This is a genomic window from Pseudoclavibacter sp. CFCC 13796 (genome assembly GCF_008831185.1).
GTDB lineage: Bacteria > Actinomycetota > Actinomycetes > Actinomycetales > Microbacteriaceae > Pseudoclavibacter_A.
The window spans coordinates 1,374,756-1,386,757 of the sequence record NZ_WBKD01000001.1 but is presented as its reverse complement, the minus strand read 5'-3'; the positions used below and the strand labels follow the sequence as shown (position 1 = coordinate 1,386,757).

At 66.2% G+C, this 12,002-nt stretch carries 11 protein-coding genes and 1 riboswitch; of the genes, 3 read left to right on the top strand and 8 right to left on the bottom strand.

Annotation, left to right across the window (positions count from 1 at the left end; genetic code table 11):
- Positions 1–31 precede the first annotated feature (31 nt).
- The 6 genes from F8O07_RS06125 to F8O07_RS06100 all read right to left on the bottom strand — a co-directional run bounded on the left by F8O07_RS06125 (position 32) and on the right by F8O07_RS06100 (position 6,035).
- Positions 32–1,090 (bottom strand): ABC transporter substrate-binding protein, encoded by a 1,059-nt coding sequence (locus tag F8O07_RS06125; protein WP_158031203.1) that lies wholly within the window; start codon positions 1,088–1,090, stop codon positions 32–34.
- Positions 1,091–1,239: 149 nt separating this feature from the next.
- A complete protein-coding gene (locus tag F8O07_RS06120; protein ID WP_158031202.1) occupies positions 1,240–2,016 on the bottom strand; it encodes an ABC transporter permease in 777 nt (258 codons plus the stop codon).
- Complete coding sequence (locus F8O07_RS06115) at positions 2,013–2,807, bottom strand: ABC transporter ATP-binding protein (RefSeq protein WP_158031201.1); 795 nt, start codon at positions 2,805–2,807, stop codon at positions 2,013–2,015. The genes F8O07_RS06120 and F8O07_RS06115 overlap by 4 nt, the downstream gene beginning before the upstream one ends.
- Positions 2,800–2,896, bottom strand: a riboswitch (TPP riboswitch). (Overlaps the previous gene by 8 nt.)
- A 66-nt stretch (positions 2,897–2,962) precedes the next feature.
- On the bottom strand, positions 2,963–3,595 hold the full coding sequence (locus F8O07_RS06110) for a LutC/YkgG family protein (protein ID WP_158031200.1): 633 nt from the start codon (positions 3,593–3,595) through the stop codon (positions 2,963–2,965).
- Positions 3,592–5,256, bottom strand: coding sequence for a LutB/LldF family L-lactate oxidation iron-sulfur protein (locus F8O07_RS06105; RefSeq protein WP_158031199.1), 1,665 nt, complete (start codon positions 5,254–5,256; stop codon positions 3,592–3,594). Before F8O07_RS06105 ends, F8O07_RS06110 begins: the two co-directional genes overlap by 4 nt.
- A complete protein-coding gene (locus F8O07_RS06100) occupies positions 5,253–6,035 on the bottom strand; it encodes a (Fe-S)-binding protein (RefSeq protein WP_158031198.1) in 783 nt (260 codons plus the stop codon). The genes F8O07_RS06105 and F8O07_RS06100 overlap by 4 nt, the downstream gene beginning before the upstream one ends.
- Positions 6,036–6,219: 184 nt before the next feature.
- On the opposite strand from F8O07_RS06100, the gene F8O07_RS06095 reads away from it, so the two are divergent.
- Together F8O07_RS06095 and F8O07_RS06090 are read left to right on the top strand one after the other, a co-directional pair.
- Positions 6,220–6,894 carry a FadR/GntR family transcriptional regulator gene (locus F8O07_RS06095; RefSeq protein WP_225733608.1) on the top strand — a complete coding sequence of 225 codons (675 nt, stop codon included), beginning with the start codon at positions 6,220–6,222 and terminating at the stop codon, positions 6,892–6,894.
- 122 nt (positions 6,895–7,016) lie between these two features.
- Entirely contained in the window at positions 7,017–8,723 is a 1,707-nt protein-coding gene (locus F8O07_RS06090) for an L-lactate permease (RefSeq protein WP_158031196.1), read from the top strand.
- A gap of 243 nt (positions 8,724–8,966) precedes the next feature.
- Here F8O07_RS06090 and F8O07_RS06085 read toward each other — a convergent pair whose 3' ends face one another.
- Positions 8,967–9,377, bottom strand: coding sequence for a hypothetical protein (locus tag F8O07_RS06085; protein ID WP_158031195.1), 411 nt, complete (start codon positions 9,375–9,377; stop codon positions 8,967–8,969).
- Between the two features lie 134 nt (positions 9,378–9,511).
- Between F8O07_RS06085 and F8O07_RS06080 the strand changes: the two genes are divergently transcribed.
- On the top strand, positions 9,512–11,071 hold the full coding sequence (locus F8O07_RS06080) for a helix-turn-helix domain-containing protein (RefSeq protein WP_158031194.1): 1,560 nt from the start codon (positions 9,512–9,514) through the stop codon (positions 11,069–11,071).
- 46 nt (positions 11,072–11,117) lie between these two features.
- Here F8O07_RS06080 and F8O07_RS06075 read toward each other — a convergent pair whose 3' ends face one another.
- Entirely contained in the window at positions 11,118–11,906 is a 789-nt protein-coding gene (locus tag F8O07_RS06075; protein WP_158031193.1) for a sulfite exporter TauE/SafE family protein, read from the bottom strand.
- Positions 11,907–12,002: the final 96 nt, after the last annotated feature.

Sequence of the window (12,002 nt, the reverse complement as noted above, 5' to 3'; positions counted from 1 at the left end):
TCCGCAGCCCGTTCTCACTGCCGAGCCTCGATCACCTGCCGGGCAGGTACTCGTTGGTCAGTCCCTGACGGCCGTCGTACTCGTTCTCGAGCAGACCGTTCTCGTGCATCCAGGCGGCGTACGCGGCCCAGTCGTCTTCCGGCTGGTGACCGAAGCCTCCGTCGTTCTTCAGCAGCGGCACCGTGCGCTCGACCATCCGGCGCAGCACATCGGGGTCGTAGGCGCCGTCGGTCGGTCCGGTCAGAGCCTCGACCGCGGTGTCGGTGCTCGCCTCTGCCGCCTCCTGGCCCTTCGCCGTGCCGGCCAGGAACTTGCGCACGCGCTCGGCGTAGGCCGAGTCGCTCTGCAGACGCGAACGTTGGGCGATCACGACGAGCTCGTCGTAGTCGGGCAGCCCGAGCTCGGTGTTCGACCACGACGGAAAGCTGCCGTGCTCGGCGAGCTCGACGCCCTCGATGTTCGGGTATGCGCCGATGGTCGCATCGACCTGATGATCGATGAGCGGCTGGTTGAGCCCCTGTGACAGGTTCACGTAGGTGATCGTCGAAGGGTCGACGCCGTGCTTCTTGGCGATGTAGTTCATCGTCGTCTCCTGCGAGGCGAGCCCTGACGTGCCGACCTTCTTGCCGGCGAGGTCCTGCGGCCCGTTGATTCCCGAGCCCTCCCAGGTCATCACCGAGTTGAGGCTGGTCGGAACGAGCGCGCCCACCGAGATGACGTCGAGCCCCTCCCCCTCGGCGATCAGGGTGTCGGGCTCGTACGAGATCGCCAGATCGGTCTGACCGAGGCTGACCATCTTCGCGGCGTCTGCGGTGCCGCTCGGCGTGGTGAAGTCCACCTTGACCCCGGCCTGCTCGTACGCTCCGGTGTGCTGCGCCGTATAGAGCGACACGTGGTCGGGGTTCGGCGTCCAGTCGAGCAGCACGCTCACCGGGTCGAGGCCGTCTGAGGCGGCCGAATCCTGCTGCTGGCTCGAGCATCCGCTCAGCGCCAGGCTGAACGCGGCGGCTCCGGCGACGAGCCCCATGCCCATCGATCGGCGGATGCCTGCATGCGCCCGCCTCTGGGACGCGGTCTGCGAGGTGATCATTGTCTCTCCTTCGTCTTCTCTGTGGTATCGGTTCGTGGAAGTGGTATCGGTTCTGGGAGGTGGCATCGGTACCGGGATTCTGGGTGTGACGGCCCGGGTCGGTGCGCCGATCGATCGGCGTGATCGCCGACGTCGCCCGAGGTCGGGGCTCAGCGCAGGCTGTCACGCTGCCAGCCGCACACCAGGCGTTCGGCGAGCAGCGTCAGCAGATACAGGGCGGCCGTCATGGCGGTGAGCAGCACGACCTCGGCGAAGACGAAGTCGGTGCGCAGTCTGGGAATCGCCTGGATCAGGTGATAGCCCAGACCATTGCTCGATCCGGCGTACTCGCCGAAGACTGCGGCCACGGGAGCGAAGGTCACCGAGATGCGCAGCCCGGCGAAGCCCTGCGGCAGTGCGAATGGCATCCGCACGCGCCAGAAAAGCGCGCTCGGGCTTGCCCACAGCGTGCGCATCGTGTCGATCAGTCGCGGGTCGACGCTCTGCAGGCCCGACAGCAGGCTGACAGTCACCGGAAAGAAGCAGAGCAGCGCGACGATCACCACCTTCGACGCGATGCCGTAGCCGAGCGCGATCGTGAGAATCGGGGCGAAGACCATGACCGGCACTGTCTGCGTGCCGATCAGCAGGGGTTCGAGAGCGCTGCGCAGCGGCTTCACCGCGAAGACCGTGACCGAGATGACGCCGGCGGCGAGAACGCCGACCAGCAGGCCGAGCACAGTCTCACTGCCGGTCACGAGAGTGGCCGACCACAGCGTGCCCCAGTAGCGGCCGAGTGCCACGATGACGTCCTGCGGGGCCGGAACGAGGTATTTCGGCACTCCGAGCCACGTGGTGGCCCCCCACCACACGGCCAGCACGATCACGACCGCAGTGGCCGGCGGCAGCACCCGGTGCAGGCGGCTCTGTGCGTTGCGCGTGTTCATCGCCGCATCGCCCCCTCTGCGGACAGCGCGGTCAGCAGACCGGTGCGCGCAGCGGCCAGATCGACGTCTGCGAGCAGCTCGGTGCGCGAGCGAGGATCGCCGAACCAGCCGCGACTCTCAGCGGTCACGCGCGCAGGCCGTCCGGCCAGCACGAGCACCCGATCAGCCAGCAGCAGGGCTTCGTCGACGTCGTGGGTGACCAGCACGAGCGTGGTCTGTCGATCGCGCAGCCGCTCGCGCAGCCAGGTCTGACCGTCGGCACGGGTGATCGCGTCGAGGGCTCCCAGGGGCTCATCGGCGAGCAGGACGGGTTTGTCGGCGGCGAGGGCGCGCAGCAGAGCAGCACGCTGTCGCATGCCGCCGCTCAGCTCATGCGGGCGGCGGTGCGCGACCGAGCCGAGCCCCCACTGCTCGACCAGTGGACGCACCTGCTCGCGTGCGGCTGACCTGGAGACGCCGCGATTGCGCAGCGGCATCGCGACGTTGTCGACCAGGGAGAGCCACGGCAGCAGGGAGTCGCCCTGAGGCATGAGCGCACAGCTGCGCACTCGTTCGGCCGGATCGGAGTGATCGAGCACCCGGACCGTGCCTGCGTCTGGTGTGAGCAGCCCGGCGATCACCGAGAGGGCGGTGGTCTTGCCGCAGCCGGAACGACCGATCACGGCGACGTGCTCGCCGGTCTGGATGCTCAGGCGCAGTTCTTCGAGCACCGGCGCCGCTGCGCCCTCAGGCGTGTAGGCCACGTCGCTGACGACGACTGCGGTGTCGGATTCGACGCGCGTCGATTCCATCGTGTGACATCCCTCCGCTCGTGTGAACGAGATCAGGTTCAGCGGGTCTCATCTCAGCTCCAGATCTCGGAGCACCCCGTGTCTTCGTCGAAAGCGTAGCAGACCCCGGTCGGCACACGGCCGACCGGGGTCTGGGTTTGCTCAGTCTGGGCGAGTCACTCGGCCGAGACGATCACCACGATCAGGGTGCGCGGGCCGTGCACGCCTTCGACGCGCTGCAGCTCGATGTCCGAGGTCGCAGAGGGCCCGGCGATCATCGTGATCGGCCGTTCCGGCACCAGCCGCCGAATCGCCGCCGGCATGTCGACGACGATCTCTGCATCCTGCACCACACACACGTGCACATCGGGCACCAGCGTCAGGGCGCGGCGGCCCTGGGTGCCGCTGCCGTCGAGAAAGATCGTGCCGCTGATCGAGCAGGCCACGGCCGCTCCGGTGACGATGGCATCGAGGCTGTCGAGCGATGCGGCAGGGATCGACGCGTCGTCGACCTGCACCTCGCCCGCGTAGTCTCCCAGCCAGCTGCGATCCAGTGCCGGCGGGATGCCGACGCGGCTCGCCTGCACGGAGGCGAGGGCCGAGGCGACCTCTGCCCCGATGGTGCTCGGCGTGGCGCGCCGCACCTCGGCCTTGTAGTCTTCGAGCCGATCGATCAGCAGATCGATGCGTTCAGCGTCGGGCAGCTCGATCTCGGCGTCATAGTCGCGCACCACGGGCTCGACCACCGGCGGCGCGATCCGCAGCGCGTCTTTAATGCGATCCAGGATGTCTTCGCGTGCGGTGTTCACTTTGTGCTCCCCTGCGTGCTGCTTCGTTCTTCGGACTGCTCAAACGGCGCCGCGGGGCCCCCGAAGCCTGCGGGCATGGGCCTGCGCTCCCAATCGGCGTCTCGCTGGGCGTCCTGGTTGCCCGGGCGCTGCGTCAGATCGGCCTGCACGGCGCTGGAACGCGCCTGCTCGGCCGCCAGCTCACGTTTGGCATCCGCGGTCTTGAACCACTCGCGAGCCGAGTGCTTCGCCGGCGCCGGAAAGTCGCGGGCGTCCGTCCAGCCGCCCAAGAGCCCGGGCAGCTTGGTGATCTTCTTGTCAGGGCCAGCCACGATGCGGCCGCCGATGCTGGCCGCCTTCTGCGCCGCATGCCAGCGTTTGCCGGAGCTCATGGCCGACGCCACGGTCTTGAGCATCGGCTTCTCGAGCCCGGAGCCGACGGTGTTGACCTTCTGGTCGCGCAGTTCGACGAGGATCGACGGGATGTCGATCTTGACCGGGCAGACCTCGTAGCAGGCCCCGCACAGGCTCGACGCGTAAGGCAGCGAGCTGTTGGGGTCGTGTGAGTCCTCCATGCCCGTCAGCAGCGGCGAGAGAATGGCTCCGATCGGGCCCGGGTAGGTCGATCCGTAGGCGTGTCCGCCGGCGTGTTCGTAGACCGGGCAGACGTTCAGGCATGCCGAGCAGCGAATGCACTTGAGCGCCTCGCGTCCCATGCCGTCGGCGAGAGCGTGGGTGCGGCCGTTGTCGAGCAGCACGAGGTGGAACTCCTGCGGGCCGTCACCAGGGGTAACGCCGGTCCACAGTGAGGTGTAGGGATTCATGCGCTCGCCGGTGGACGAGCGCGGCAGCAGCTGGGTGAAGACCTCGAGGTCGTTGAAGCGAGGCAGCAGCTTCTCGATGCCCATGACGGTGACCAGTGTGTCGGGCAGGGTCAGGTTCATACGCCCGTTGCCCTCCGACTCGAAGATCGAGAGCGTGCCGGTCTCGGCGATGCCGAAGTTCGCACCCGAGATCGCGATCTTCGAGGTCAGGAACTTCTCTCGCAGAAAGCGACGGCTCGCCTCAGCCAGATGGGCGGGGTTGTCGTCGAGCTCGGGGTCGACGCCCGGCATCTCTTTGAGAAAGATGTCGCGCACCTCGCTGCGGTTGCGATGGATGGCCGGCACCAGAATGTGGGAGGGCTTGTCGTGCCCGAGCTGGACGATGAGTTCGGCCAGGTCGGTCTCTTGAGCATGAATGCCGTGCTCTTCGAGGTACTCGTTCAGGCCGATCTCCTGCGTGGCCATCGACTTGATCTTGAGCACCTCCTTCGCGCCGTGATCGGCGACGATGCCGCGCACGATCTCGTTCGCCTCTGCGGCGTCACGAGCCCAGTGCACCTGGCCGCCGTGTTCGGTCACCTTCTCTTCCAGCTGCTCGAGCAGATCGGGCAGGTTGGCGAGCACCTCGCGCTTGATGCGCGAACCGGCCTCACGCAGACGCTGCCAGTCGGGCATCTCGTCGACGACGTGCTGACGCTTGTCGCGGATCTTGTGCGTGGCGAAGTTCAGGTTGCGGCGCAGCTGCTCATTGGCGAGCTCGTGCACCGCTGCCTGCTGGAACTTCTCTGTGCCGCGCAGGTTGCCGACCCCTGCCGGGGCGACCGGCGGAACCGCCGGCATGCCGAGGAACGTGGTCATGCGGCCACCTCCTCGCCGAGCAACGTGATCGAGCGATCGGCGTCGGCATGCGTCGAGGCCAGGATCTGCGCGAGGTGGATCGTCTTCGTCCCCAGCTGCAGGCGCGACATGGCTCCGCCGATGTTCGTCAGGCACGAGGCGTCCCCGGCGGCGCAGTACTCTGCGCCGGTCTCTTCGATGTGCTTGACCTTGTCTTCGACCATCGCGGTCGAGGTCGCGGCGTTCTTGACGGCGAAGGTGCCGCCGAAGCCGCAGCACTCCTTTGCGAAGGGCAGCTCGCGCAGCTCAAGGCCCTCGACGTTCTGCAGCAGTCGGTACGGGCGCGAGCCCACCTGGATCATGCGCAGCGAGTGGCAGGTGGGATGGTAGGTCACAGTGTGCGGAAAGTAGGCTCCGACGTCGGTGAGACCGAGCACGTCGACGATGAACTCGGCGAGGTCGTACGTCTTGTCATTGACCGACGAGACCTCTCGGCTCAGCGCCTCGTCGCCGAACTTTCCGGCGATCATCGGATGCTGGTGTCGCACCGACCCTGTGCACGAGCCGCTCGGCAGCACCACGGCGTCGATCGACGAGTCGCCGAAGACGTCGACGTAGTTCTGCACCAGCGGCAGAGAGTCTTTCTGGTAGCCCGTGTTGATGTGCATCTGGCCGCAGCAGGTCTGTCCCTCGGGGAACACCGCCTCGTGGCCGAGTCTGGTGATCAGACGAGCCGTCGCCCTGATCACATCTGGATAGAGCGTGTCGACCAGACACGTTCCGAAAATTCCCACTCGCATGGAGTGCCTCCGTTCGCTGCGACTGACAGAATCAGCTGGCGGCTGTGCCCGGGAACCGGCGTCGACACTGTGGTCTGACCACACTTTCGACGAGCGGGCGCCGCTGGAGTCCATGCCACCACTTTCGCGGAAACGCGGCAATGTAGGGTATCCTCATCTCGCTATGAGAGCACATGAGACGGTGATGTCCTGGGTCAGAGACCAGCTTGCTGCGGGTACGCTCGCGGTCGGCGATCGTCTGCCCGGAGAACGCCAGCTCGCCGAGCAGCTCGGGGTCTCACGCAGCACGGTTCGAGAGGGCCTGCGCATTCTCGAGGCACTCGGCACGCTCACCTCTGCGACGGGCTCAGGCCCGAACTCCGGCACCATCGTGATCGCCGAGCCGCAGCAGGCTCTCGCACTCGCGCTCGGAATGCAGCTCAGCTCACGCAGTGTGCGATTCGAAGACGTCGTACACACCCGTCTGCTGCTCGAGTCTTGGGTCGCAGGCCACGCCGACCCCGGTTACACCGACTGGGAGGTGGCCCAGCGTCTGCTCGATCGTATGGCCGACCCCGACCTTCCCGTCGAGCAGTATCTGGCGCTGGACGCCAGCTTTCACGCCGCGCTCGCAGACGCTGCGGCCAATCCGCTCATCTCCACGCTCATGGACGGCATGCGCACGGCAATCGCCGACCACACACTCGACCGCGCAAGACAGCTGCCAGACTGGCCGACCACCGCACGCACTCTGCACGCCGAGCACACCGGCATCCTCGAGGCGTTTCGTCGCGGCGACCACGAGGCGGCGACGCGCCTGGTGACCGACCACATCACGGGCTACTACCAGCTGACCGAGGCCCACACAGCAGCGGCCTGACCCGCTCCTGAGACACTAACCGTATTTCACGACTTGACGTGGTCTGACCACGCCAGATAATCTGCCCGAACGACGCATCTGCGTCTCTAACGTCCGACTTCTCGAAGGAGAGAATCACGACCATGTCGCCCTCAGACACCGCGGTCCTGCTTAGCGATGGCTTCACTCCCAATCTGGAGTCAAGCCTCATCGGCGGCAGCCTTCCGCTTACTGCTCTCGTCTCACTCATCCCACTCGTGGTGTTCTTCGTGCTGTTGGGAGGGTTCAAGATCAGTGCTCTGCGCTCCGGTCTCGGAGCGCTGCTGACGGCGATGCTCGTCGCCATCTTCGGTATGAAGATGTCGGTCGGGCTCACCTTCGCCGCAGCGACCCAGGGAGCGGTCTTCGGCCTGTTCCCGATCATGTGGATCGTCATCACGGCGATCTGGTTCTACGAGGTCACCGTGCTCAGCGGGCGCAGCGACGACCTGCGACGCATCTTCTCGAGCGTCGGTCGCGGCGACATGCGCATCCAGGCTGTGCTGATCGCCTTCTGCTTCGGCGGCCTGCTCGAGGCGCTCGCCGGATTCGGCGCGCCCGTCGCGATCACCGGTGTGATGCTGGTGGCGCTCGGTCTGCCGCCGCTGCGCGCCGCGCTCGCGGTGCTGGTCGCGAACACCGCCCCGGTCGCCTTCGGCGCCATGGCCGTGCCGATCACCACCGCCGGCAACCTGACCGCCGGTGACGGCGACAAGCGGGCCCAGGCCGAGGCGATCGCACAGGTCGTCGGCGTGCAGACCCCATTGATCGCATGGGTTGTGCCGATTCTGCTGCTGCTCATCCTCGACGGCTTCCGCGGTGTGCGACAGCTCTGGTTCCCCGCACTGGTGACCGGCCTCACCTTCTCTGTGCTGCAGTGGTGGTGCGCTCACCACTTCGTCTACGAGCTCACGGACGTCGTCGCTGCACTGGGCGGCTTCCTGATCGCCACCATCCTGCTCAAGTTCTGGAAGCCCACGACCCCCGAAGATCAGATGTCGAAGGTCAAAGAAGAGCCGCTCACCGGCGTGCGTGTCTGGATGGCTCTGCTGCCGTACATCATCGTCATCGCACTCTTCGGCTTCACCAAGCTCTGGACGATGGGCGCCAACATTCCGAAGCTGCTGGCAGGCACCGACCTGAAGATTCCCTGGCCCGGCCTCAGCCAGAGTCTGATGACCGCCGACGGCAAGATCTCTTCGTCGGCCACGTACACACTGACATGGCTGTCGTCGCCCGGTACGACGCTGCTGATCGCCGGAATCATCGTCGCCATCGTGTTCAGCATCTTCACCGCAGGCGGCAAGTTCAGCATGACAGTCGGGCAGGCTCTCGCAGAGTTCTGGCACACCATCGTGAAGTCGCGCATCTCGCTGGCCACGGTTGCCACCGTGCTGTCGATCGCGTACGTCATGAATCTCTCCGGGCAGACCATCTGGATCGGTCAGTGGCTCGCCGCAACCGGCGTGTTCTTCGCCTTCCTGTCGCCGATCCTCGGCTGGCTCGGCACGGCGGTCACCGGGTCAGACACCTCGGCGAACGCTCTCTTCGCGAAGCTGCAGCAGACGGCTGCTCACCAGATCGGCATCAATGAGCACCTGCTCACGGCTGCCAACACGTCAGGCGGCGTCGTGGGCAAGATGATCAGCCCGCAGAACCTGACGATCGCCGCAACGTCTGTCGATCTCAAGGGTCAGGAGTCGACCATTCTGCGCAAGGCGCTCCCCTGGTCGCTCGGTCTGCTGCTGGTCGTCTGCATCATCGTGTTCCTGCAGTCGACACCGGTGCTCGGCTGGATGATCCCCGCCTGATCCACCGTTGATCAGCTCGACTGCTGATCAGCACTCGGCCCGGTCTGCCTCGCACTCTCGCGAAGCAGACCGGGCCTTTTCGCATGCCCTTTCGGCTGCGTCATCTGGCTGGATGCCCGTGGTTCGTCAGCGACTGCCAGGTCCAGACGCGATCGGCCAGCGGTGTCAGACTCTGTGCTGCGCACGACGCATCCCCCGCCTGCCGCCACCAGCGCCCTGCGCCAGGCGCGTCTGTGTGAAGCGCTACTTGCCCGAAAGCTTGCGCAGACCGAGCCCTACCAGGGTTCCGATCATGCCGACGACGAAGCACTCGCCGACGATGATCGTGGCCGACATGACGTCGAACGGCCGCATGAAGATCAACACCACGACGGCCGAAATGACCGCGACGGCCGCCGGCAGCTGCCACAGCTCGCTCGGGTGCTCACGCCCCCGGCCCCAGATGGCTCCGAACACGACCGCGATGATCGGCGAGACATAGGCGAACCATGCGAGCGTCCAGATCTCGTGATTCGGCACGAAGAGCAGCACGATCAGAGGCACCAGCATGATGCCCGCCGCCCAGGCGGTCAGCTTCCACCCCGCCCACCCGCGCTCTCGTGGTCCAGACGATGCGCTCATGCGTGGTTTCGAGTTGCGAGAGTCGGCGTTCATCTGAATGCTCCTTCGTGGCAGAGGCTGCGGCACATCCGCACCGGGTTCAGACTACCGAGCCGAAACCGTGACCGCCTGCTCCGACCCTGCGTGTCACATTCCGAATATCTCAGATACGAGATACACTCGCGCATATGACTCAGGCGATCAAGACCACCCCCAACGCCCCCTCGCCCTTCGTGAAGCAGGTCGGGCTGCTGATTCGCAGCGCCCGGCAGGGCCGCAATCTCACGCAGGCAGAGCTCGCCGAACAGGTCGGCACCAGTCAGTCGGCGATCAACCGCATCGAGCACGGCAGCCAGAACATCGGCGTCGAACTGCTCGGCCGCATCAGCGACGCACTCGGACGAGAACTGATCAACCTCGAAGACCGCCCCCGACACACGCATCTGCGCGTGCACGGCGGAAAGAAGCTGCACGGCGAGATCGATGTAAAGACCAGCAAGAACGGCGCCGTCGCGCTGCTCTGCGCATCGCTGATGAACCGTGGCACGACGCGCCTGCATCGCGTCGCCCGCATCGTCGAGGTCGATCGCATCATCGACGTGCTGCGCAGCCTGGGCGTCAGCGTCACCTGGACCGATGACGGCAACGACGTCGAGATCCGGGTTCCCGCAGACCTCGATCTGACTCACATCGACGAAGCCGCCGGTCGGCGCACCCGCAGCATCATCATGTTCCTCGGGCCGCTGCTCGGCAGTCACTCCCGCTTCGACCTGCCGTACGCCGGCGGCTGCGATCTTGGCGAGCGATCGGTGCAGCCGCACCTGATCGCTCTGCAGGCATTCGGCCTCGGCATCAAGGCCGAAGCCGGCTGGTACCACGCCACCGTGTCTCAGGACACCCCGCAGGACGTCTCGATCGTGCTCACCGAACGCGGCGACACCGTCACCGAGAACGCGATCATGGCAGCCGCGGTGCACGACGGAGTCACCACCATCCGCAACGCCAGCCCCAACTACATGGTGCAGGATCTCTGCTTCTACCTCGAGCTGTTGGGCATCGAGATCGAGGGCATCGGCACCACCACCCTGCGCATCACCGGCCGCAGCCACATCGACGCAGATGTCGACTACTGGCCCAGCGAAGATCCGATCGAGGCCATGAGCCTGCTGACGGCGGGCATCGTCACCGACTCGCAGATCACCGTGCGTCGCGTGCCGATCGAGTTCATGGAGATCGAACTCGCGACCCTGCACGAGATGGGACTGCAGTACTCGCTCTCAGCGGAGTACGCCGCGCACAACGGCCGCACGAGGCTGGTCGACGTCACGGTCTTTCCCTCGACGCTGCGCGCACCGATCGACAAGATCCATTCCATGCCGTTCCCCGGTCTGAACATCGACAACCTGCCGTTCTTCACGGTGATCGCCGCCTGCGCCAACGGGCACACCCTCATTCACGACTGGGTGTACGAGGGTCGTGCCATCCATCTGACCGACCTCACCCGCCTGGGCGCGGATGTTCGGCTGCGCGACCCGCATCGCCTCGACGTGACCGGCCCGACCCATTGGTCTGGCGCCGAGATCAGCTGCCCGCCTGCGCTGCGCCCCGCGGTCGTGATTCTGATCGCGATGCTCGCGGCCAAGGGCGAGAGCGTGCTGCGCGACGTCGACATCATCGCCCGCGGCTACGAGCAGCTGCAGGAGAGACTCGTCTCGCTCGGTGCCGACATCGAGACCTTCTTCGACTGATCCGCCAGCGCAACCGCACCATGGCCTCGCGCCTGCGGCTGTTCGGTCACACGCCGAACAGCTGCAGCACGAGGCGAACGATCAGCGCGCTCACCACGATCACCAGCATCCACCGCACGAATCGTGCCCCCAGACGCATGGTGAGCCGTGCGCCGAGATAGCTGCCGACGAGATTCGCCGCGCCGAGCAGAATCGCGAGCGGCCAGTGCACCGCCTGCAACGGGATGAAATATGCCAGGGCGCCCAGATTGGTGGCCACGTTCACGATCTTCGCCCCACCCGCGGCACGAAGCAGATCTGCCTGCAGCACCAGCGTGATGCCCAGCACCAGGAACACGCCGGTGCCCGGCCCCAGCAGGCCGTCGTAGAAGCCGAGCACCAGGCCGAGGGCCAGCCCGCGCAGCACCGCGAACGACACGCTGCCGACGTCGTCACGTGGACGGCTGCCGAGATCCGGTCTCATCAGGGTGAAGATCAGCACGCCGACGAGCACCACGACGATGATCGGCGTGAAGATGCCGGCCGGCAGCCGTGCGGCGAGCACCGCCCCGCCGAACGAAGCCGCGAACGCCGCGACGACGACGGGGGCCAGCATCCGCCAGTCTGGCCGCACCCGCCTCGCAAAGGTGATCGAGCTGGTGATCGTGCCGCACGCCGAAGCGACCTTGTTCGTCGCCAGCGCCTGCACCGGTTGAAATCCTGGCACGAGCAGCAGCGCCGGCAGCTGGATGAGCCCGCCGCCGCCCACGATCGAATCGACCAGCCCCGCGATCAGCGAAGCGACGACCAGGCCGATCGGCACCCAGATCGGCATTGCGTCGAGACTCTCGAACATATTGAGTCAGCATAGCGGGCGAGCCGATCCCCCGAATCGACGAGGGTCACGCGACGAAGCTGTCGATTCGTTGTGAGCTGGCCATGAGGTTCGGCG

What these genes read in the sequence shown, in the direction of transcription:
- F8O07_RS06125 (WP_158031203.1), bottom strand. Translation starts at nt 1,090, where the DNA reads ATGATCACCTCGCAGACCGCGTCCCAGAGGCGGGCGCATGCAGGCATC.
- F8O07_RS06120 (WP_158031202.1), bottom strand. Translation starts at nt 2,016, where the DNA reads ATGAACACGCGCAACGCACAGAGCCGCCTGCACCGGGTGCTGCCGCCG.
- F8O07_RS06115 (WP_158031201.1), bottom strand. Translation starts at nt 2,807, where the DNA reads ATGGAATCGACGCGCGTCGAATCCGACACCGCAGTCGTCGTCAGCGAC.
- F8O07_RS06105 (WP_158031199.1), bottom strand. Translation starts at nt 5,256, where the DNA reads ATGACCACGTTCCTCGGCATGCCGGCGGTTCCGCCGGTCGCCCCGGCA.
- F8O07_RS06100 (WP_158031198.1), bottom strand. Translation starts at nt 6,035, where the DNA reads ATGCGAGTGGGAATTTTCGGAACGTGTCTGGTCGACACGCTCTATCCA.
- F8O07_RS06095 (WP_225733608.1), top strand. Translation starts at nt 6,220, where the DNA reads ATGTCCTGGGTCAGAGACCAGCTTGCTGCGGGTACGCTCGCGGTCGGC.
- F8O07_RS06090 (WP_158031196.1), top strand. Translation starts at nt 7,017, where the DNA reads ATGTCGCCCTCAGACACCGCGGTCCTGCTTAGCGATGGCTTCACTCCC.
- F8O07_RS06085 (WP_158031195.1), bottom strand. Translation starts at nt 9,377, where the DNA reads ATGAACGCCGACTCTCGCAACTCGAAACCACGCATGAGCGCATCGTCT.
- F8O07_RS06080 (WP_158031194.1), top strand. Translation starts at nt 9,512, where the DNA reads ATGACTCAGGCGATCAAGACCACCCCCAACGCCCCCTCGCCCTTCGTG.
- F8O07_RS06075 (WP_158031193.1), bottom strand. Translation starts at nt 11,906, where the DNA reads ATGTTCGAGAGTCTCGACGCAATGCCGATCTGGGTGCCGATCGGCCTG.